Below are 20,611 nucleotides of genomic sequence, written 5' to 3'. Positions count from 1 at the left end.
TCACCAGGCAGCCGCCCCGCCGTCGACGGTCAGCATCGAGCCCGTCGCAAATCCAGACTCGTCGCACGCAAGGTAAAGGATTGCATTGGCGATATCGAGGGGCTCCCCGTAACGGCCCATCGGCGCGCGCGCCTTCAGTCCGTTGACAAAGGCATCTGGGTCGGGGACCTGGGTCAGCATCTTGTTGTAATAGTTCGACCAGATGACGCCCGGGGCAACAGAGTTGACGCGAATGTTGTCGACCGAGTGGTCAAGTGCCATGGCTCGGGTCAGAGCTGCAACGCCGCCCTTTGCCGCCACATAGGCTGCTCGATCCTTGATAGCGAATTGGACGATGTTCGACGCCGTGTTGACGATCGCCCCGCCGCCGCGTGCGCGCAGTGCTGGAATCGCATATTTCGAGCAAAGGTAGACGCCCTTGAGGTTGACGGCGATGATGTCGTCCCAATCGCCTTCTTCCATCGTCTCTACCGTTCCGAGGCTGCCACGGCCAGCATTGTTGACGACGATATCCAGGCCGCCGAACTTGCTGACGGCGAGGTCGACCATCGCCTTCACCTCGGCGCTGTCGCGCACATCGACAGTGCACCCGATGGCATCCTCGCCGAGGTGGCTCACGACTTCGTTAACGGCATCGGCGTTGAAATCCGCAACGACAACCTTCGCGCCTTCCCTGATGAATAGTTCAGCGGTCGCCGCGCCGATACCTGCACCGGCACCGGTGACGATTGCTACTTTATTGATGAGACGCATGTTCGGTTCCTCACAGTTCGATGTTCTGGAAGTGGCGGATGATGCTTTGCTCGATGCTGAGAGCAGCAAGCCAGGATGTCTTGGGATTGTCCGGGAGAGGGCGGTTCTCCAATGAAATCGAGAAGCGTCCGAACGCGCCATGGGCTTCCACCTGATGTATGTTGCTCATCGAAGCCGGATCGGCAATGAGTGTCACCTTGGTGTTGTCGAAGCCAACGCCGGCGAGCGCCACTGCAGCCGTAACGTTTGCGTTTTTGGGGTAACGTCTTGAGGCCTCGAGTGCAGTCCCATCAAAGATCACGGTGCGCTCGCTCAAAGCGGCAAGGTCGAATTTTTCATCCGCCGGCGTCCCTTTCCAAGCAGCCGGAGGCTTACTTCCCGTGTAGACGACCGCATCCAGGCCAGCGATTTTGGCCGACCGCAGAACGTCCAAACCGCCGATTGCGCCGGAGGCAACGGTTAGACGGCTGTTTCCCGATTGGGCCGCTTTTTCGAGGTCAGCCAGGAGCGCCTCGTCGGACAAACTGCCGACGGATACGACAACTACGTCAATACCCGATCGCAAGAGCACCGGGACCGCATTTTTGACCGCCTCGTGACTGGCACATTCGACGACGAGGGATGGTTCCCATGCAATCAGCTCTTCGACGGTGCTGCATACGAAAACACTGTCCGGCACAACGGTACTTGCGTGGAACTCCTTCGGAAGCAGCGTGGCCTTGATTGCCAGACCGCTTTGCGCCTCGGCCAATGATGTTTGGAGGCTGCGGGCCATCGCGCCGAAACCAATGATTGCAATCTTTTGCGGATCTTTAGGCATATCCGTACTCCAGAAATTGGCGGATGATCTTCGCGAACCTGTCAGGGTGCACTTTGGGGAAAAAATGAGCGCCATCGAGCACCGTCAGCTTCGCGCCGGGGATCATCGCAGCGAGGCGCTGCGAGTGATAAAACGGAATGAGAGCATCATCCGTTGCGCCGATGATGAGGGTGGGCGCCTTGATCGAGGCTAGCTCATCGGACCGATAGTCCGTAAAGAGCATTTCGATACGCGCGCTGGCGACTTGCACAGGAGACAATGCAGCGTGGGCGCCCTCGATAACGGTATTGAGCTCGGCCTGATGCTGGTCTAGATAGTCGGCAGGGTATCCCACGGCATGCGTCAGGCGCTGATATACCTGCGAACCTGCTTCGAGAAGCACACCTAACCGAGCTTCGAACATCATGCGAAAACGAGGATCGGGTTTTTCCCAGCTGCCGCTGATGACGAGACGGCAGACCAGATCGGGATAGTCCAGCGCGAGATACTGGGCTATCATTCCTCCCGTCGAGTGGCCGATGACCGTGGCGCTCGTGGCGCCAGTCTCAAGAAGGATCTGGTGCGCATCCTCAGCAATACGCGCGATCGTGTATTTTCCGTTCGGTCGATCGCTGCGACCGGTGCCGCGATGATCGAAGGAAACGACCCTGTAATTCTCAGCGAGGCGCGGCACGATTGCCGACCAGAAGGCTGCCTGGCCTCCAAGCCCCGGTATGAGAAGTAACACTTCCCCGTTGCCGGAGACATCATATGTCACCCGGCATCCGTCGGACGCCACTATCGTAGGCATTTTAGACCTCTAGGCGTTATTCCGGCTTGGCTGCAACGAATGCAGTGCGCCGTTCGATCTCCAATACGTCGTCCGGTCGCGCAAAGGGCGTCGGGTCGGGCTGACCCGCTTCCATCGGACGGCCGATCTCTTCGAAGAAATCCTCCAGCCCGTTTGGCTGGATGAACCAGAGCCAGTGCAGATCCTGATCCGTGCTGGTATTGATGAACTTGTGCTTGCGGTTACGGCCGACGAAAATCGTCGTGCCGGGCAGGGCGTCGTATTCGACGCCTTCGACGACAGCCGTCCCCTTGCCGGAGATGAAGTGCAAGACTTCGTCGTGGACCGGATGGGCGTGCTCTCGGACATAGCCTTGCGGAGGGAGCGTCTGCGTGCCGATGCTGAAGGGGGTTTCGACATTGACGAACCCCGGCGCCACACGCACTGAAATATGTCCGTTTGCCGGTACCGGCTGCCAAAAATTCCTGCCTTCTTCCGGACGCAGGATCAGGACATCGCCCTTCCGTTCGGTATTTTCGCTCATTTCGAACTCCTTCACTCTGCCGCCGGCAGGTAATAATCCGCCACTTCATTGGGAAGTTTCTTGCCAAGAATGTCGTCGGACAGCTTCTCGGCCATCATAATCACGGGAGCGTTGAGGTTGCCGCTAACGATTGCGGGCATGATCGAGGCGTCGATGACGCGCAGGTTTTCGATGCCATGAACCTTCGCATGGGTATCCACGACCGACATGCTGTCGGTTCCCATCCGACAGCTGCAGCATGGATGATAGTTCGTGCCGGCTTCCTTGCGTAGAAACGCGAGAATGTCCTCGTCGGACTGGACGTTCTTGCCGGGCGTGACTTCCTCGCCTCGAACGTCGTTCCAGGCAGGCTGGGCAACGATGTTGCGGATTGCTCGCACGGCTTCGATCGCCTCCTTGCGGTCTTCCTCATGTTCGAGGAAGTTGAAGACGAATTTCGGCGCGACGTCAGGATCGGCGCTGGCGAGCCAGACGCGACCTTCGCTCTTCGGCCGCATCAGGCTGAAGAAATATTGGAAGCCGTTCTCCAGAGCGACACTGCCATGCTGCATTTCGCCGATAAGGGGAACGAACTCCAACTGCACGTTGGGTACCGGATGCTTCTTGTTGGTCCTGAGAAAGCCGCCGACCTCGAAGAAGTTCGTCGCCCCCAGTCCCTTCTTGGCGATAAGCCATTGCAGGCCAAGCTTCAGCTTGCCAAGGCGCGTCAGTTTGCCGACAACGGAGACAGGCTTGGTCGCGCGATACTGCACGGGGGCGGCGACATGGTCTTTCAGGCCCCTGCCGACGCCGGGCAGGTCCTGCACGACCGGTATCGACAGCTTACGAAGATCTTCCGCATCACCTATGCCGGAAAGCAGAAGGAGCTGCGGCGAGTTGATGGCGCCGGCTGCAAGAAGGACTTCCTTGTCGACGCCGATCGAGAAATGCTTGCCGTCGATCCGCGCACGCACGCGCACCGCCCGTTTTCCTTCGAACTCGATCTTAAGAACCTTTGCCTTGATCACGACGTCGAGGTTGGCCCGCGCGGGCTGAGCGTGGATATATGCTTGGGAGGAACTCCACCGAATGCCGTGGCCGACATTGCGCTGGGTTATATGGATGCCTTCCTGGCGGTAGGCATTGTGGTCTTCGATATAGGCATAGCCGGCCTGCTCACCGGCTTTGATGAAGGCCCGATAAAGCGGGCTGTCGGCCTTGCAGGTCTCGATTTGCATCGGGCCTTTGCCGCCGCGATAGGCACTGCTGCCTTTGTCGGAGGTTTCTGCGCGACGGAAATAGGGAAGAACTTCCTTGTAGCTCCAGCCCTCCAGGCCCATGGCCGACCAGTTGTCGTAATCCCACGGGCTGCCGCGCACCCAATTCATGCCATTGATCGAGGAGGAGCCTCCCAGCACACGCCCGCGCGCTTCCAGAATAATTCGGTTGTTGAGGTGCGGCTCCGGCTCGGAATTGTAGAACCAATTGAACCGGTCATTTGCGAGCGGAAGCGGAAGAGCCGCCGGCATTCGAATATGGATATGCTGGTCGGATGGACCAGCTTCAAGGAGCAACACGCGGTTCTTACCGTCTTCAGATAGGCGGCCGGCCAGGACGCTGCCTGCGGATCCGGAGCCAATGATCACGTAATCATAAGAAGAGCGTGACGGAGCGGTCGAAATCTTACCCATTTTTGTCACCGTTGTTGCGTTCGCGGAGCGCGTCGGTTGATGCCGGAGCCTGTAACTGGCCTCTGTCAGTACCAGCGAGAAAGCCATCGACATCACTCCCTATTTCGAGGTCTTCCAGGTATCGCCAAGCTTGTAACCCGTCGGGAATGGATCCGTCGGATCGAGGACATACTGGTGGAAAGCGGTAATCCAGGCCGTGCCTGTAATGGCCGGGCGGATCGCCGTATGGCCGGCGATCGACGTCGTCTCGACCACTTCACCGACGAACTCCGTGCCGATGATCGACTCATGGACGAACTTCTCGCCAACACCGATCTGACCCTTGGCGTGCAGCACCGCAAGGCGCGCGCTGGTGCCGGTGCCGCAAGGCGAACGATCGTGACGGCCAGGCGAAACGATGACGGTGTTCTTGGACCGCTTGATTCCGTTCTCTACGCGCATCGGGCCAGCAAAAAGGGTCTGGTTGATCGTGTGGATCTCGGGATTTTCCGGATGCACGGCAGGAACCTGCTCGGCCGCCGCCAGCTTGATCTTTTCACCGACATCGACGAGTTCGGCCGCTTCGTCCTCAGTAATGGCATACCCCAGCGCCTTGGCGTCAACGAGCGCGTAGATCATGCCGCCATAGGCAACATCGACCGTGACGGTGCCAATTCCCGGAACTTCCACCTTGCGGTCGAGAGCCATGACGAAAGAGGGAACATTGGCGAAGGTAATGCCGGTGACCTTGCCGTCCTTGCAATCTGCCTTGACTCTGACTAGACCGGCCGGGGCCTCCAGTGTCAGATGCGTGACCGGCTCGACCATCGGGATCATGCCGGTTTCTAGAAGCACGGTTGCCGTGCAGATCGTGTTGGTGCCCGACATCGGCACGTAATATTCCGATTCCATGATGATGAAACCGGCATCGGCGTCAGGACGGGTCGGGGGGAGGACCAGATTGACGCATTGCGTTACCTTGCCCCTTGGCTCGTGAAGCAGAAACTGCCGCAACGCATCACCGTGCTTTTCCAGATATTGCATCTTCTGAAAAATGCTGTCGCCGGGCACCGGCAGGACGCCGCCGGTGATGACCTCGTTGAGCTCGCCGGCCGCATGAGCGCCGACGACAGTTACCATTCTGCTGAAACGCATCAGTAAACCCCTTTTTCCGCAATTCGAAAACTGCGGCTCTCTTGATTGATAAAAGGAGTAAACGTTTTCTCGAAATGCGTCAAGCGGCTCTATTCGAACCACTCGGAGCGCGCGCGATGGAGTCGCGCATGATGAGGCTTGTTTCGAATTGCATCGACGTCAGCTTCTGGCCTTCCTCGAGATTCGCGATCATGGCGCGCGCCGCGTAGCGACCCATATCGCCTGAGGGGACCGCAAGCGTCGTCAGCGGCTGATAGAGCAGTGAGGCGAAAGCGACATCCTCGAAACCCGAGACGGACATTTCGTTCGGGACGCTGATTCCGAGCTTGCGGCATTCGGCAAGGACGCCGCAGGCGAGTAGGTCCGTTGCGCATATAACAGCCGTAACATTCGGATTTTCTTCAAGAATTCTGCGGAAAGCCTGGCCGGCGTCATTGATCGTATAACCAGGCTGCACCATCTGGGCCGTCGTCTTCAGCCCGTTGGCCTGCATCATATCTTCGTAGGCCTTGCGTCGCGCTTGCTGGCGGTCGTTGCCCTTGGTCGGCCCTGAAATATGGGCGATATCACGATGCCCGAGCTGCAGCATCAACTGCGCAATCTTTTGAGTGGAAGCGTAATTGTCGATGCCGACAGAAGGAATCGGGTTGCCTTCAAGATAGGAATAGATCTGTATGATCGGAACCTGATTATTCTTGATAAAAGCAAGTAATTTTTCATCGTCAATTCGACCAAATATAAGTAATCCCTCCGCTCCACGATTTAATAAACGAAATACAGCATCGAATATCCGGCTGTTGTCGTAACCGGAAGTCTGAAGAAAGCCTACATAATCGTTGGCAAAGAGCGTTTCCTGCACGCCATGTGCAATTTCAGAGAAGATCGGATCGTCCAGCCGCGGCAGAAGCGTCCCGATTGTCCTTGTTCGGGCGATTTTGAGCGCTTTTCCGGCGGAATTCGTCGTGTATCCGAGCTGCGAAGCCGCCGCCATCACACGATCGTACATCTCGCGGTTTACTTTTTCAGGCTTGTTCAGCACCCGCGAAACGGTCGCGATCGACACGTTTGCGACCTTGGCGACATCGTGGATCGTGGCACGCCGCAAATTTTCTGGCATTTTCTTCATGATAGCTCATGGCTCCTTGTATCTCAGCGCGCTTAACAGGCCCAAGTGGAGCCTGTTTATATTTAAATAAGTTGAATGCGTCCACAAAAACTGCATTGACAAAGCGCAAGGCTGGTGTTTACGTGAAAACGTTTACTCGGCATGGAGGAAAAGCCGCCGAGAACGTCCTTCAAAATTAAGGGGAACTGATATGACTCAAGGGCCATTTTCCAGTGAACTGTCTCGCCGTGCATTGATGCGCACGCTGGCGGCAGGTGCTGCAGCCTATGCATTGCTCCCAGCGGGTCGCAGCTTTGCCGCTGCGGCGGCTGTCAATATCCTCAACAGCAACGTCGCCTGGTCGAATGCTCTGACGGGCAGCGTCGCCAACGCTTATACTGGCGCCAAAATCACCGGTGAGTCCAATGCCTACGAAGCGCATTACGAAAAACTGCTGATCGAGCTCAGCCAGGGGTCCACCACCTTCGATATATTTACGACGGACAATCTGTGGATCCGTCAGCCGCTTCGCAACGGTTGGGCGAGCTCTTTCGACGACATTCGCGCGGAGGATAGTTCCTTGCCGGAAATCACCGTTGAAAAGCTTTCGCCTGCTTCAACCCAATACACTGAATACGAGGGCAAGCGCTGGGGTCTCCCAGTAGCGATGACCACACCTGTCTTCGTCTACCGCAAGGATCTCTTCGAAAAGGCGGGCATTACCAAGGTTCCGGAAACATGGGACGAGTACCGGGATGCGGCGCAGAAGCTTCATTCCGATGACGTGGCCGGCAACGTCCTCATGCTCGGGGGGCAGGACGCTCATATGAGCGGCGATTGGGGCAGCCGTCTCATGGGAATGACGAAGATCGCGCCGCATGACGACGGCGTTCTCGACGAAAACAACAAAGTGGTCTTCAATACTGAAGGTCAGGGCGCCCGTGCGATCGAACGGCTGCGCGAAGTCCTGCCGTTCACGCCAAAGGGCGTGGAAGGTTTTGACTACGCGGAGGGATCCTCCACCATGCAGCAGGGCAAGGCTGCAATGATGGTGACCTGGTCCGATGTTATCGTCGGCATCGAGGATGGCCCCCACAAGGGTAAATTCGGTTACACGGTCGCGCCGACTGAAAAATTCCAGCAGTCCATGATCGGCGGCTGGTCGATTCTCATCAACGCGGCGTCGGAGAACAAGGCGGAAGCCTACAAGTTCCTGAAGTGGATGAGCGAGGGCGAAGCCTACAAGCTCTTCCGCGAAGGCGGAGAGTCGTCTCTTTGCCTGCAGTCCGATATCGACAGCGACGAAGTGCTCGCGAAGGTTCCGATGCTCCAGGCGTTCCGCGATTTCAAGAAGCGGGGAACGTCGCCGGTCAGTATCCCGCCTTACCGGCTCACCAACGCCGTCGAGGTACAGCGCGTTCTCTACGAGAACATTCTCGCAGGTGTGAACGGGCGCAAGAAGCCGCAGGAAGCTATGGACGATGCCGAGAAGGCACTCGCCTCCGTCATCCGAACCTAACTGCTAACTCTTGTCGGTCACGGCACTTGGCTGCCGTGACCCTCCTGGAAGGAAATCTGTTATGGCCAAAGCTGGCTCCATCGGCGTTTCACCGGCAGCAATCGGCGCGACGAAGGCGGTTCGCGCAGGCGAGAAGAATGTGCAGTGGCTGCTGCTTGCGCCGACCCTCATCATCATGAATGTGGTGGGCTTATATCCGCTGTTGCACTCTCTCTATATCTCGCTGACGAACTACAATCCGACGTTCGGTACGAGTTACTCGATCATCGGCGTCGGCAACTATGTGCGGGCCTTCAGCGATGGGCAGTTTTGGCACTCGGTCGCTCTGACACTGCTGTTCACAGCCGTCAGCGTCTCCATTTCGCTGACGCTCGCGGTCCTTCTGTCGCTTCTCTTCAATCAGAACAGGCCCGGTTTTCTGTTCCTGCGCACTTTCCTCCTCATTCCGATGCTGATAACGCCGATCGCAGTTGGTATCGTCTGGCGTACGATGATGATGCCCGATCTTGGCATCCTCAACTACCTGCTGTCCTTTATCGGGATTGCGCCGCTTGCATGGGCAGGCTCGCCGAGCGGCGCGCTGGCGTCGGTGATCCTCGTGGACGTCTGGCAGTGGACGCCGTTCATGTTTATCATCATTTTCGCTGGTCTTCGCTCGCTGCCGCGCAGCCCCTTCGAGGCCGCCCAGATCGATGGCGCCGGGCATCTCAGTACCTTCATCCACGTGACATTGCCGATGCTGAAGCCGGTGATCGTCATCGCCACGCTTCTGCGCATCGTCGATGCATTCCGTACCTACGATACCGTCTATATCATCACGCGTGGCGGTCCTGACTTCGCAACAGACCTGCTTAGCGTTTACCTCCAGCGCGTCAATTTCCGTATCTTCGATCTCGGCTACGGATCGGCTCTGTCGTGGATCGCGTTGGTGATCATCCTTCTTATTGTCATCGTCTTCGTCAACGTGACCGGCTTCCTCAAGCTGGTTGCCGACAAAGAAAACCGTTGAGGAGCGCGACGATGTCTAGCGCAAGACTTATCAAGAAAGGCGTCAGCGGCGTTACTGCCTATGTGCTCGCAATCGCCGCAGCATTGTTTTTCGCGTTCCCGATCTACTGGATGGCCTCCTCCTCCTTCAAATCCGAAGTGGACATCTCCGCCTTTCCGCCGATCTGGTCGTTTGGCCCGACGTTGGACAACTATCGGCAGCTCTTCACCGAGCTCAATGCCTGGGACGCCCTGATCAACAGTGCACTGATCGTCGGAATGTCCACCTGTATCGCAATGGCCGCGGGCACCATGGCCGCTTATGCGCTCGCCAGGTTCGAGATCAAGGGCAAGGAAGTCCTGGCCTTCGAAATCCTCTCGATCCGCATGTTGCCGCCAATCGTTTCGGTCATCCCGATGTTCATAATCGCGCGGCAGATGGGCATTTTCGATACGCCCTGGCTCCTGACGGCTGCTTATGCGCTTTCGGGGCTGCCCTTCGTCGTCTGGGTCATGCGCGTCTTTATCCAGGACATTCCGCAGTCGATCGAAGAAGCCGCGATGATCGACGGATGCAGTCGTTTCGAGACTTTCTGGCGGGTAACCCTGCCGCTGCTTCTGCCCGGTCTTGCCGCGACCATGGTCATCGTCTTCATGTTCGCCTGGAACGAGTTCCTGCTGGCCAGCATGCTGACCTCGCAAGAGGCCAAGACGCTGCCGGTCATCGCAGCCAATGCGATCAAGCCGAAGGCGATCGCCTGGGGACTGGCCTCGGCGGCAGGCGTCGTCATGTCTCTGCCCGTCGTCGTTCTCGTCCTTCTCATGCAACGTTATCTCGTGCGCGGCCTGACGCTCGGCGCAGTCAAAGGTTAAGGAGCCCAGCCATGGCTATTCATATCGATACCGTCACCAAGCAGTTCGGTGCGCTGCGCGTCGTCAACGGCGTTTCCGTCGATATCAAGGATGGAGAATTCTTCTGCATGCTCGGCCCGTCCGGTTGCGGCAAGACGACGACGCTGCGAATGGTCGCAGGACTTGAACTGCCGACTTCCGGTCGCATCAGCATCAATGGCGCCGACATGACCTACGCCGAGCCGCGCCACCGCGATATCGCGATGGCCTTCCAAGACTACGGTCTCTATCCGAACATGACGGTCTTCAAGAACATCGAGTTCCCCCTGAAGATTCGCAAGCTCGATCAGGCGAACCGCCGTCGCAAGGTGGAGGAGACCGCCGAGAAACTCGGGCTGCACGAATATCTTCAGCGCAAGCCGTCGCAATTGTCGGGTGGCCAGCGTCAGCGCGTGTCGCTCGCCCGCGCGCTCGTGCGCAATCCGAAGGTCTTCCTGATGGACGAGCCGCTTTCCAACCTCGACGCCAAGCTGCGCGCCGTCATGCGCACGGAAATCAAGAAGCTCGTCACCAATCTCGGCATTACCACGATCTACGTCACGCATGACCAGATCGAAGCCATGGCAATGGCCGATCGCATCGCCGTCATGAGCAAGGGCAACATGGTGCAGGTCGCCTCTCCGCTCGAGGTCTATGACCGTCCAAAAACCAGGTTCGTTGCCGAATTCATCGGCTCTCCTCCGATGAACCTCTTCCCGGCGCAGCTGCACTCCGGATCGGCGGTAACCTGTGTGATCCCCGGGTTTGCGCATTCCCTGTCGGAGCAGGAGCGATCTTTCGCCGCCAAGATCGTCGACGCAAAGGGCGGTCTCCTTCTCGGCATCCGTCCGGAACATCTGGTGGTCACCGCCGCCGGCACGGCGGGTTCGACCGACGCGCTGGTGGAGCTGGTGGAACCGCTTGGTCAGACGACCAATATCTATGTAAGCGTCGGCGACGTCAGGTTCGTGATCGTCACCGATCGCACACAGGCCCGGGCCGGCGATACGATCGGTGTCGCGGCGCCCTCCGAACTGCTGCGTGTCGTTGCCAATGACGATGTGGTAGTCCGCCAGTAATCGAATTCTCTCGAGCAAAGGAAAGACGATGACGAATGTCCGCGAGTATGGGAACTGGATCGACGGATCCTGGGTCAAGACCTCCGCTACCGTCGAGAGGACCTCTCCCGCCAATGGCGAGCTTCTCGCCCGCTTCGCCGACAGCGGCGAGAAGGAAGTCGACCTCGCCGTGAAGGCAGCGAGAAAGGCCTTCGACGACCGGTCGATCTGGTCGGCGCTACCGGGATCGGAGCGCGCCAAGGCCATCGGCCGCTGGATCGAGCTGCTTGTGCGCGACACGGACAAGCTGGCGAAGATGGAAGCCGAGGAGGTCGGCAAGCCGATCCGCTTCGGCAAGGGCGAAACGGAATGGTCGATCGAGCTTGCCCGTTATGCCGCCGCGCTCGCTTGGCAGATCCCGAGCGACCTCGTCAACAACGCCGGCGATGCCAATCTTGGCCTGGTCGTGCGAGAGCCGCGTGGCGTCATCGCCATGATCACGCCTTGGAACTTCCCGCTTGTGACTCTGTTCCAGAAACTGCCCTACGCGCTTGCGGCAGGATGCACGGCGGTGATCAAACCGTCCGAGCTGACGTCGAGCACCACGCTCGAGATTGCCGCGCTCGCCAGGGAAGCGGGGATTCCGAATGGCGTCATCAACGTCGTGACCGGATCCGGCAAAGCCGTCGGCGAGGCGCTGACGGGCCATCGCGGCGTCGATATGATCTCTTTCACCGGATCGACTGCGGTCGGCAAGCGTATTGCAGCCCGCGCGGCCGAGCAGATGAAGCGCGTCGGTCTGGAACTCGGCGGCAAGGCGGCAAACGTCGTCTTTGCCGACGCCGATATTGATGCCGCTCTCGATGGCGTGCTGTTCGGCTATATCCTTAACCAGGGTGAAGAATGCGTGCAGGGCACCCGCCTGCTGATCGAGGAATCGATTGCCGAGGAATTTGTCGCAAAGCTGGTCGAACGGTCGAAAAAGATCCGTATCGGACTGCCTGAAGACCCCGACGCGGACCTCGGCGCACTGATTCACGAACAGCACATGGAAAAAGTGCTCGGCTATATCCAGTCGGGACTGGAGGAAGGCGCAAGACTCGAAGTTGGGGGCAAGCGCCTCACTGACAGCACGTTCGGCAAGGGCTTCTATGTCGCTCCGACGATCTTTTCGAATGTCACTCCAAACATGAAGATCTTCCGCGAGGAAATCTTCGGGCCCGTTCTCGCCGTGACCACGTTCAAAACAGTCGCCGAAGCTATCGAACTTGCGAACGACACCAATTACGGTCTCGGCAATGGTGTTTGGACCAAGGATATCGACAAGGCGATCCAGGTCTCGCGCGAACTCAAGAGCGGCACCGTCTCGGTCAATACCTTCCTCGAAACCAGTGTGCAGATGCCGTTCGGCGGCTACAAGGAAAGCGGTATCGGACGAGAGAACGGCATGGACGGCCTTTTGGAGTTCACTGAGGTGAAGTCGATCTTCATCAAGCTCGGCAAACGACCGCACGCGCTGCCTCATACGGCAGACTAATCCGCTCGAAGCGGAACACAGCCGTTTCGAAGCGTCGCACCTTCCAAGTGGCTACAGCTGGTGACGGAACTTCCCTTCATCAGCTTTTTCTGAAATTTGCGGCATTGGAGTAATCTCATGGATGAAAGCTTTCTCGCGCCGAGCCCATCGGAAACGCGCAGTGAATATGACTCGCTCGGTCCCGTCGAAGTGCCGGCAGCTGCCTATTTCGGAGCGCAGACGGCTCGGGCGATCAGTAATTTCCAAATATCCGGTATTCCGATCGGACATTATCCGCTGTTCATCAAGGCGCTCGCCTTCGTCAAGAAAGCTGCCGCGGCCGCCAATTGCGAGCTCGGCGATCTGCCGGAAGACAAGCGCGATGCGATTGCGCTTGCCTGCGACGATATTGCTGCCGGTCGTCTGAGGGGCCAGTTCATGCTCGATGTCTTTCAGGGGGGGGCGGGAACATCGACGAACATGAACGTCAACGAGGTCGTCGCCAATCGCGCGCTCGAGCATCTCGGACTGCCACGCGGCCGCTTTGACATCATCCATCCGAACAACGACGTCAATCTTTCTCAGTCGACCAACGATGTGTATCCGACTGCGATCAGGCTCGCTCTTCTCCTGAGTTACAAGCAGCTGTCTTCCGCGATATCGGATCTTGCGGACGCGTTCGAAGCCAAGGCGCAAGAATTCGGCGATGTCGTCAAGCTCGGCCGCACGCAGTTGCAGGACGCCGTTCCGATGACGCTCGGCCAGGAATTCATGGCTTTCGCGGTGACGTTGCGCGAGGATATCCAAAGGCTGGAAGATGCGGCAGCTCTGCTTCAGGAGGTCAATCTCGGCGGCACGGCGATCGGCACCGGGATCACAGCAGACCCTCGCTATGCGGCGCTTGCGATTGCCGAACTTGGGAGAATCGCAGACGTCCCGCTGAAACCTGCAAATGACTTCGTCGAGGCCTGCTGGGATACAGGCGCTTTTGTCCTCTTCTCCGGCACCTTGAAGAGAACGGCTGTCAAAATCTCAAAAATCTGCAATGATCTTAGACTGCTTTCGAGCGGACCACGGGGTGGACTGGGGGAAATTAGCCTTCCGTCAATGCAGCCCGGCTCCTCAATCATGCCCGGAAAGGTCAATCCGGTCATCCCCGAGGTCGTCAACCAAGTAGCCTTTCAGGTCATTGGCGCCGATCTTGTCGTTACTCTGGCAGCTGAGGCGGGCCAATTGCAGCTCAACGCCTTTGAGCCAGTCATCGTTTTCAACCTGCTGCAGTCGATGACTCTGATGACCAACGCTTTGCACACACTCGACGAAAAATGCGTGCGCGGCATTATTGCCAATGAAGAACGTTGCCGCGAGAATCTAGAGGCGGGCACGGCGCTGGCCACGGCGCTGACATCCCTTATCGGGTACGAACGTTCGGCCATGCTTGCCAAGGAGATTTTGGCAACAGGACGCACGATGCGCGAACTCCTGGAAGCCGATCTCACGCTTTCGCCCGAATTGATTGATCAGGTGCTGGATCCGAGGGCGCTGACACGACCTTCCAGGCTCCGGCTTGCGCCAAAAGCAGTCTGACAGACAAGAGGCACGCATTGCATAACGGGTTCGCAAGGCAACCGAAAACAATTATTTTTGATTTCGACGGGGTTATTTTGGACTCTGCCCGTCCGAAAACGATGGCGTTCGCTCAGTGTTATGCGGGTGAGGACGAGAGCAAAATCGCCGAAGTCATCCGTTATCAGGAACGCCATGGGGGCATCGGTCGCCAACAGAAATTCGAATATTTCGAAGAGCATGTCTTTGGCAGGAGAGTGGATGCCAGCAGAATAGCCGACCTGTGTGACCGCTTCGCATCCATCGTCGATAAGGCAATGATGGATGCGCCGTTTGTCCCGGGCGCCGAAGAACTCCTGCAAAGGTTAAACGGTTGCATCCCTTTGCATCTGGTATCCGGCATGCCGGATGGCGACTTAAAGTTGGTGCTCATGCGTCGTGGGCTTGTGCATTACTTTTCATCAGTCGCGGGATCGCCGAAAAAGAAGATCACTGAATTTTGCCGGATTTTGAAAAGCGAACAGTGCGATCCCAAGGATGCCCTTGCTGTCGGCGATTCTCGCACTGAGTTCGATGCTGCAGTCGAACTGGGTATCCCGTTCCTGGCGGTGGTGGCGCAGAACGCTCCGGACTTCTTCCCAGCAGATGCGGTCCGGTGTCGCGACCTGACCGGATTCGATGCGCTGGTAGCGCTTAAGAATTAGGACCCATCCCCGTTCATAACGATGTCGTCCAACGTGCCACATTTCGCTACTTATGGGCGGCGGCTCATCCAAAGATGGAAAACTACAGATCCAGGCTGCTTCGGCGATTATTCACGAGCTCACCAGAAATCCGTCGGGCTTGACGGGCTCGACGTCCGTTATGAGCACACCAGTTTCCCAAGCGACCAATGCGCGCTGTGACGCACTGCAGGTTTACAATGCAGTCTCCGCAACGAAGAGATAGAGGCGGGAGCGGAAGGCGACCCGCTCCAGCACGCGCCGTCACCCAGCAAAGCGCGAGGAGGCATCGAGCTCATCACACCTGACCAAGATGCGCGACAGACTGGCCAACGTGGGCCGCCGAAAACGCCGAGGTCAAGGGCTCCTATGCATCAAGCGGTTATCTCGACACGCGACCCATCCGGAGTGGTTATGACCGCTTCGTAAAATCCGTCGCCAGTCATTCGCGGCCCGGAGACAAGGATACCGTCAGCCTTACAGCGCGCAGCCATTTCGTCGACGGCGGCTGCGTTACCAAGAGAAATGGCGATATGATCCCATCCCGAGGCTTCCTCATAATCACCTGCATTAATCCAAGGTCCGGTCATAATCTCGATCTGGGCACCTTTCCCTGCGAGGGTAATGAACCTGGAAACGAAGCCCTCCCTCCGTTTGCTGCAGTAAGTCTCACCGATTTCGGCGTCGAAGTATTTTTCCCAGAACGCAACTTGCCGATCAAGGTCGGGGGTCCAAAGGGCAACATGAGCGATATACACTTGATTTCCTCTCAATTTCATACGGCGCCACAGCCGGTCTCTTCACCCGAAATGCAGCCCGATGTAAAATAGCGATATGTTTTTATCCGTTGTAGGGCGTCATCGGGCGACTCGCACAGCTATCATGCCGTCGCTGCGTTCAGGCCGGTCTGGATGTTTAGTCCCGGCATTTGATGGATAGGGTAGAGGGTGAATTGATCTGGCTCGGAAGTCCGCCGTTGCACATGAACTCGTCGGGCGTGAGGCCCTTTAATGTCTAGCGCGTGGCGGGCTCCCCGGTTGTTTTGCCGATAACGAGCTCCGTCTTAACGAAGGGGTCGCCTCCGTACGCGGCGTTTGTATCGATCAGCCTGCAAAGAGCTTCCAACGTCCGGCGCGCGAGCAAATCGATGCTTACTCTGCAAACCGTGAGCGCGGGATCCTGTTCAAGTGGTCCTATTGTGCCATCGTCGTAGGCAATGACGGAGATATCCCTTCCGACGACCAGCTGGCTCTCCGCGGCCGATTTCAAGATTTCGCGGCCAAGCCGCATGTTTGGGCACAGATAACTCGTCGGCCTCTCATGCTGTGCGACGTGCGAGAGACTTCGCAACGGTTCGAGAGATACAATCGCAGAACCATGAGTGCCGTTGGCAAATTGCGCCTTGGCGCGCATTGCACCGCTCAGATAGAGCTGCATACGCTCAGATTCATCGTCAATGATCGTAACGCGCTGATGGCCGAGCTGAAATAGAAACTTAGCTGCGGCATAGGCGCATTGTGCGTAGTCGATGTCGATCCAATTCAATTCTGTCCCGATAACGGGTCGCATACCGAGGCATACGATCGGCACGGGCCACTCGCCAGGGACCGGTGTCGTCCTTGGGTTGAGAAGCAAGGCCGCGTCAATCATACCCCTCAACGAAAGTTCTCGGGTTTCGCGGAGCCCGCCGTTGCGTCCAGCCATGATCAACACGAAGTGGAAACCGTAAGCGCAGGCGGTGGATGCAAGGGATCGGAGAAGGGTGATCTCAGAACTCTGACCCGGCTCACATCCTTCGGAGTACCATACGAGCCCGATCGCATTGGATCGCCCACCGGCAAGCCGCCGGGCATGTTGGCTGGGCTTGTACCCTGTTGCTGAAGCGGCTTGTAGTATTCGCTGCCTCGTCGGCTCGGCTACCTCCGGATAACCGTTAAGCGCTCGGCTGATTGTCGTCTGCGACAGTCCGAGTAGATTTGAAAGTTCCTTCAGATTCACGCGTCTACGCTGCAATCGCGGTTTGTTGCCGTTCGATTGCAAACTCCTCTACTGAAAGTCTTAACTGCAGGCACCCTTCTGCCAAGACTTGACTTGCTGCGTTGGCCTCTTCCACCATCGCGGCATTGCGCTGTGTTATTTTGTCCATTTCGGACAGCGCGGCATTCACCTCTGCCACACTGCTCGACTGGTCTCTTGTTGCTTGTGCGATAGATGCGACATCTTTTCTAATCGCGGCGACTTGAGTGATGATTGCTGACAGGGCAAAGCTGGTCTTTTCCACCAAGAAAGCGCCATTTCTCACTTCTGCAGTTGAGCCGCTGATAAGGTCCTTGATCTCCTGAGCCGCCGCCGCAGACCGCTGCGAGAGCTCGCGTACTTCCTGCGCGACAACCGAGAAGCCCTTGCCGGCGTCTCCGGCCCTGGCAGCCTCAATACCCGCGTTAAGTGCCAAAAGATTGGTCTGAAAAGCGATTTCGTCAATGACCTCAGTAATGCTGTTGATTTTGCCAGATGCGCTTTCGATTTTTTTCATGGCGCTGACTGTATCCCCGACCACCTGTGCGGACGACTCAGCATTCCTGTTCGTCAATTCGACGGCGTTGTCGGCACGAGCGGCTATTTCTGCGGACGCCTGAAGGGTCATGCCGATGTCCCCCATCGCTGCAACCGTTTGTTCCAATGAGCAGGCCTGCTGTTCGGTCCGACGGGCAAGTTCGATCGAGGCGTTCGACAAGTGACTACTATTGTCTTGCATAGCTACGGCGTTCTGCCGGATAGATGAGAGGCTTTCGTTAAGCTTCTCGACCGAGGAATTGAAGTCCAACCTTAGCGTTTCGAGGTTGCCTACAAACGGACGCTCGATCTTTTGGGACAGGTCACCGGCTGCGAGATTGGCAAGAGCCGTGCCGAGTATCTGTACCGCGTCGTTGATCTGGTCTTGCACCGCTTGCCGCTCTTCCTCGTTTGCCGCCCTCTCGGCGTCCGCAAGCCGGCGGGTACGCAGAGCCTCTTCTTCCGCATTCATTTTCGAGATCGCATTGCTTTTAAAGACTGCAAGCGCGCGCGCCATGTCGCCAATCTCGTCCTTACGATTTCCGCCGGAAACCTCGGTTTCGGTCCTGCCTTCGGCAAGTTGGCGCATTGCACGGGTAATGGCGCTGATCGGCCGGCGCAGTGTCCAGACCAGTCCGAAGCCGGCCACCAATGCGATTAGTGTCCCGACGGCCATCGCTGTCGCGGAAATCGAATTCGCCAATGCGGTTTGACTATCGGCTGCCGTCTTCTGACTTTCAGCAAAGGTTCGGAGGTCGTCCCATGCCTGATCGACAAGGACGCCGGCGCCATCGAAAGCGTCGCTTCGCTCGGCGTTGACCTGGATCAGGGACTTCGTATACTGCTCCATCCCGTTCATGATCCGCAGCAGATCTTCGGAAACTTGTTCCAATCCGTCCTGGCCGCGGGCGACCGCGCGCACGATTTGCATGTCATTCTGGACCGTATCGAAACGCTTCATCAGATCTTGTCTGCTATCGTTCGTTGCCGACCCCAGAAAGCGCGTTGCCGAGAGCTGAACGCCATGGATCGACGTCTGAAGCTTCGCCACGCTCTTTGTTACGGCTTCGAGTCCTTTGCCCGCTTTCTGTGCGACCTTCTGCTGTCCTACGAGCTCATCAAGCTTATCGAGGATCTGATCCGTTGATGAATTTGCGCGTGCAGATGCGACCGCATCGTTCAATAGCCCGTCGATCGAACTCTTGTCGGCAGCAGCTTGTTTGGCGAAAGCGCGCGTACCGGTATCGAGCCGCTCGGCGATCGCGGTGAGTTGATCGATGTTCGACGAGATCGTCGCGCGGAGGCTCTGTTCGGAGCCATACACTTGCCAAAGTACGTCAATGCCTGCGCTGATCCGGTCGGTTTTTTCACGCGCGGTCGCGAGAAGGTTCGTATCTTCTTCCTGCGCCATTCCACTTGCAACGGCAGCAAGCGCCGTCTGTTGATCGGTAAGGCGACTGACGACGGCGTTTTTGTTGGCCTCCGTGGTATTGCGCAGGAAGGTCGTCATGCCGGCATATGTGTCCTTGAACCCTGTCAACGCGTCCAGAACATTGTTCGATACGCTCAGCCTCGAACTCAACATGCCGGAGGAGTAATAACCCATGGCGCCCAGACATCCGATAGTGGCAAGAAGAGGCACCAGGAAAAGGATCACCTTGGTCTGGATTCTAAAGCGCGAAAGAAAAGCTTCCATATGGTGTCCCCCATTCTCTCGCGCCGTGTGCTCACCAGCGAACGTCGGCGACCTTTCCTAGTAAACGTATACTCGCGCTAAATCATTAAAGTTTGATGAGTTGGGCGATCGTCAATTTTGCAGCGCAAAAGGCACCAATATTGCTGTCATAACCGCATTCAAGCCCATGCCGACACCAGAAAACGTTCCCGCAATCGGGTGAACTTGCAGCGCCCTTGCTGTCCCGATGCCATGTGCGGCGAGCCCTGCCGCAAAGCCCCGTGCGCGCCAATCGCGGATACGCAGCAGGTTCATGAGTGGTGTCACAGTCATCGCGCCAATGACGCCGGTCAAAATGGTGGTGACCGCGGTCAGCGAAACGTCGCCGCCAAGCGACTGGGCGATGCCCATCGAAACGCCGGCCGTCGCTGATTTCGGTGCGATCGACAGGAGGACGTCCCGCGGTAACCCGAACAAGGAACTGAGCACGATGACCGAGCCGATGCCGAAACTGGAACCCACCAGAAGTGCGCAGCCGATCGGCAGCGTCGATTTGGCGATCACCTCCCTGTTACGATAGAGAGGTATTGCAAGCGCGACCGTGGCCGGTCCGAGAAGGAAGTGGATGAACTTCGCGCCTTCGAAATAAGAGCCATAAGTCGTCCCGCTCAATAACAGGATAATCGCGACCAGAATCACTGAATGGAAAACAGGATTAGCCAGAGGGTGCCGGTCCAGGAGCCTCGAAATGGCATCGCAAAGGCAGTAGGCGCCAAGCGTGATCGAAAGCCACAGGAGTGGCGTTCTCGAGAGATAGGCCCATAGCGAGAAATCGACGTCATTCATGGGTTTTGCCTCCCGTCAGCAGCCTGTCCGAAAGCCGCGATCCGCAAAGAAAGACCAGAACGGTCGCTATCAAAGTGATCAGCGTCGAGGCAATGATGACGATGCTGAGGCCAACTCCGTGGGCTGCCAGAACATCAATCTTCTGGATCACGCCGACCCCCGCCGGCACGAATAAAAGGGACATGTTGCGAAGGATAAACTCGCCGCTTCCCGTAATGAGTGGATTGCGATCCAAAAAGCCTCTACCGCCAATCCTGTCCAAGCATCCCAGAACGAGGAACAGAAGCACCATTCCCAGAACCGGTCCCGGGACCGGAAGAGAGCCTTCGTAGGTCAAGACCTCTCCCAACAATTGACATGACAGTATTGCGAGCAATCCTAGCAGCATCTGAGCACCGATCGGTTTGATTTCATTGAGCCTGTTCGTTTGCAGCAACAGCCGTCAATTCAACGATCTGCTATCCATTGCTTCGATCGAGGGAA

At 57.4% G+C, this 20,611-nt stretch carries 19 protein-coding genes; 7 read left to right on the top strand and 12 right to left on the bottom strand.

Going from position 1 to position 20,611, the window contains the following annotated elements:
- From ATY78_RS11895 to ATY78_RS11865, 7 genes are all read right to left on the bottom strand, one after another.
- Window positions 1-753 (bottom strand): SDR family oxidoreductase, encoded by a 753-nt coding sequence (locus tag ATY78_RS11895; protein ID WP_088682522.1) that lies wholly within the window; start codon window positions 751-753, stop codon window positions 1-3.
- A gap of 10 nt (window positions 754-763) precedes the next feature.
- Window positions 764-1,573 (bottom strand): aspartate dehydrogenase, encoded by an 810-nt coding sequence (locus tag ATY78_RS11890; protein ID WP_088682521.1) that lies wholly within the window; start codon window positions 1,571-1,573, stop codon window positions 764-766.
- A complete protein-coding gene (locus ATY78_RS11885; protein ID WP_088682520.1) occupies window positions 1,566-2,363 on the bottom strand; it encodes an alpha/beta fold hydrolase in 798 nt (265 codons plus the stop codon). The genes ATY78_RS11890 and ATY78_RS11885 overlap by 8 nt, the downstream gene beginning before the upstream one ends.
- A 16-nt stretch (window positions 2,364-2,379) precedes the next feature.
- Window positions 2,380-2,886: a cupin domain-containing protein gene (locus ATY78_RS11880; RefSeq protein WP_088682713.1), complete on the bottom strand. Its 507-nt coding sequence runs from the start codon at window positions 2,884-2,886 to the stop codon at window positions 2,380-2,382.
- A gap of 11 nt (window positions 2,887-2,897) precedes the next feature.
- Window positions 2,898-4,643 carry a choline dehydrogenase gene (locus tag ATY78_RS11875; protein WP_245313559.1) on the bottom strand — a complete coding sequence of 582 codons (1,746 nt, stop codon included), beginning with the start codon at window positions 4,641-4,643 and terminating at the stop codon, window positions 2,898-2,900.
- Window positions 4,644-4,655: 12 nt separating this feature from the next.
- The gene (locus tag ATY78_RS11870; protein ID WP_088682519.1) at window positions 4,656-5,690 is read right to left on the bottom strand and encodes a proline racemase family protein; all 1,035 of its coding nucleotides are present in this window, start codon (window positions 5,688-5,690) and stop codon (window positions 4,656-4,658) included.
- A 79-nt stretch (window positions 5,691-5,769) separates the two neighbouring features.
- A complete protein-coding gene (locus tag ATY78_RS11865) occupies window positions 5,770-6,816 on the bottom strand; it encodes a LacI family DNA-binding transcriptional regulator (protein WP_088682518.1) in 1,047 nt (348 codons plus the stop codon).
- Window positions 6,817-7,006: 190 nt separating this feature from the next.
- Between ATY78_RS11865 and ATY78_RS11860 the strand changes: the two genes are divergently transcribed.
- The 7 genes from ATY78_RS11860 to ATY78_RS11830 all read left to right on the top strand — a co-directional run bounded on the left by ATY78_RS11860 (window position 7,007) and on the right by ATY78_RS11830 (window position 15,036).
- Window positions 7,007-8,314: an extracellular solute-binding protein gene (locus tag ATY78_RS11860; RefSeq protein ID WP_088682517.1), complete on the top strand. Its 1,308-nt coding sequence runs from the start codon at window positions 7,007-7,009 to the stop codon at window positions 8,312-8,314.
- Between the two features lie 61 nt (window positions 8,315-8,375).
- Complete coding sequence (locus ATY78_RS11855; protein WP_088682516.1) at window positions 8,376-9,323, top strand: sugar ABC transporter permease; 948 nt, start codon at window positions 8,376-8,378, stop codon at window positions 9,321-9,323.
- An 11-nt stretch (window positions 9,324-9,334) separates the two neighbouring features.
- A complete protein-coding gene (locus ATY78_RS11850; protein ID WP_088682515.1) occupies window positions 9,335-10,174 on the top strand; it encodes a carbohydrate ABC transporter permease in 840 nt (279 codons plus the stop codon).
- A gap of 11 nt (window positions 10,175-10,185) precedes the next feature.
- On the top strand, window positions 10,186-11,271 hold the full coding sequence (locus ATY78_RS11845; protein WP_088682514.1) for an ABC transporter ATP-binding protein: 1,086 nt from the start codon (window positions 10,186-10,188) through the stop codon (window positions 11,269-11,271).
- A gap of 28 nt (window positions 11,272-11,299) precedes the next feature.
- Entirely contained in the window at window positions 11,300-12,787 is a 1,488-nt protein-coding gene (locus ATY78_RS11840; protein ID WP_088682513.1) for an aldehyde dehydrogenase family protein, read from the top strand.
- A 117-nt stretch (window positions 12,788-12,904) separates the two neighbouring features.
- Window positions 12,905-14,353, top strand: coding sequence for an aspartate ammonia-lyase (locus tag ATY78_RS11835; RefSeq protein WP_088682512.1), 1,449 nt, complete (start codon window positions 12,905-12,907; stop codon window positions 14,351-14,353).
- A 17-nt stretch (window positions 14,354-14,370) separates the two neighbouring features.
- On the top strand, window positions 14,371-15,036 hold the full coding sequence (locus tag ATY78_RS11830; RefSeq protein ID WP_088682511.1) for an HAD family hydrolase: 666 nt from the start codon (window positions 14,371-14,373) through the stop codon (window positions 15,034-15,036).
- A 392-nt stretch (window positions 15,037-15,428) separates the two neighbouring features.
- Here the strand turns inward: ATY78_RS11830 and ATY78_RS11825 are convergent, their stop codons facing one another.
- The 5 genes from ATY78_RS11825 to ATY78_RS11805 all read right to left on the bottom strand — a co-directional run bounded on the left by ATY78_RS11825 (window position 15,429) and on the right by ATY78_RS11805 (window position 20,516).
- A complete protein-coding gene (locus ATY78_RS11825) occupies window positions 15,429-15,812 on the bottom strand; it encodes a VOC family protein (RefSeq protein WP_088682711.1) in 384 nt (127 codons plus the stop codon).
- Between the two features lie 256 nt (window positions 15,813-16,068).
- A complete protein-coding gene (locus tag ATY78_RS28835) occupies window positions 16,069-16,599 on the bottom strand; it encodes a substrate-binding domain-containing protein (RefSeq protein ID WP_245313558.1) in 531 nt (176 codons plus the stop codon).
- 457 nt (window positions 16,600-17,056) lie between these two features.
- Complete coding sequence (locus ATY78_RS11815; RefSeq protein ID WP_088682509.1) at window positions 17,057-19,303, bottom strand: HAMP domain-containing methyl-accepting chemotaxis protein; 2,247 nt, start codon at window positions 19,301-19,303, stop codon at window positions 17,057-17,059.
- Window positions 19,304-19,414: 111 nt separating this feature from the next.
- On the bottom strand, window positions 19,415-20,128 hold the full coding sequence (locus tag ATY78_RS11810; protein WP_088682508.1) for an LrgB family protein: 714 nt from the start codon (window positions 20,126-20,128) through the stop codon (window positions 19,415-19,417).
- Window positions 20,121-20,516, bottom strand: coding sequence for a CidA/LrgA family protein (locus tag ATY78_RS11805; protein ID WP_088682710.1), 396 nt, complete (start codon window positions 20,514-20,516; stop codon window positions 20,121-20,123). The genes ATY78_RS11810 and ATY78_RS11805 overlap by 8 nt, the downstream gene beginning before the upstream one ends.
- Window positions 20,517-20,611 lie beyond the last annotated feature (95 nt).

This window comes from Rhizobium sp. R635 (assembly GCF_002211285.1).
Taxonomy (GTDB): Bacteria; Pseudomonadota; Alphaproteobacteria; order Rhizobiales; family Rhizobiaceae; genus Rhizobium.
Note: the sequence above shows the minus strand (reverse complement) of the source record. Positions and strands in the feature narration are given on the sequence as shown.

Bases quoted from the DNA above. Each gene is read 5' to 3' on its own strand.
- ATY78_RS11815 (WP_088682509.1), bottom strand. From the start codon at position 19,303: ATGGAAGCTTTTCTTTCGCGCTTTAGAATCCAGACCAAGGTGATCCTT.
- ATY78_RS11810 (WP_088682508.1), bottom strand. From the start codon at position 20,128: ATGAATGACGTCGATTTCTCGCTATGGGCCTATCTCTCGAGAACGCCA.
- ATY78_RS11835 (WP_088682512.1), top strand. From the start codon at position 12,905: ATGGATGAAAGCTTTCTCGCGCCGAGCCCATCGGAAACGCGCAGTGAA.
- ATY78_RS11845 (WP_088682514.1), top strand. From the start codon at position 10,186: ATGGCTATTCATATCGATACCGTCACCAAGCAGTTCGGTGCGCTGCGC.
- ATY78_RS11860 (WP_088682517.1), top strand. From the start codon at position 7,007: ATGACTCAAGGGCCATTTTCCAGTGAACTGTCTCGCCGTGCATTGATG.
- ATY78_RS11850 (WP_088682515.1), top strand. From the start codon at position 9,335: ATGTCTAGCGCAAGACTTATCAAGAAAGGCGTCAGCGGCGTTACTGCC.
- ATY78_RS11870 (WP_088682519.1), bottom strand. From the start codon at position 5,690: ATGCGTTTCAGCAGAATGGTAACTGTCGTCGGCGCTCATGCGGCCGGC.
- ATY78_RS11880 (WP_088682713.1), bottom strand. From the start codon at position 2,886: ATGAGCGAAAATACCGAACGGAAGGGCGATGTCCTGATCCTGCGTCCG.
- ATY78_RS11890 (WP_088682521.1), bottom strand. From the start codon at position 1,573: ATGCCTAAAGATCCGCAAAAGATTGCAATCATTGGTTTCGGCGCGATG.
- ATY78_RS11805 (WP_088682710.1), bottom strand. From the start codon at position 20,516: ATGCTGCTAGGATTGCTCGCAATACTGTCATGTCAATTGTTGGGAGAG.
- ATY78_RS11855 (WP_088682516.1), top strand. From the start codon at position 8,376: ATGGCCAAAGCTGGCTCCATCGGCGTTTCACCGGCAGCAATCGGCGCG.
- ATY78_RS11895 (WP_088682522.1), bottom strand. From the start codon at position 753: ATGCGTCTCATCAATAAAGTAGCAATCGTCACCGGTGCCGGTGCAGGT.
- ATY78_RS11885 (WP_088682520.1), bottom strand. From the start codon at position 2,363: ATGCCTACGATAGTGGCGTCCGACGGATGCCGGGTGACATATGATGTC.
- ATY78_RS11875 (WP_245313559.1), bottom strand. From the start codon at position 4,643: ATGGCTTTCTCGCTGGTACTGACAGAGGCCAGTTACAGGCTCCGGCAT.
- ATY78_RS11865 (WP_088682518.1), bottom strand. From the start codon at position 6,816: ATGAAGAAAATGCCAGAAAATTTGCGGCGTGCCACGATCCACGATGTC.
- ATY78_RS11840 (WP_088682513.1), top strand. From the start codon at position 11,300: ATGACGAATGTCCGCGAGTATGGGAACTGGATCGACGGATCCTGGGTC.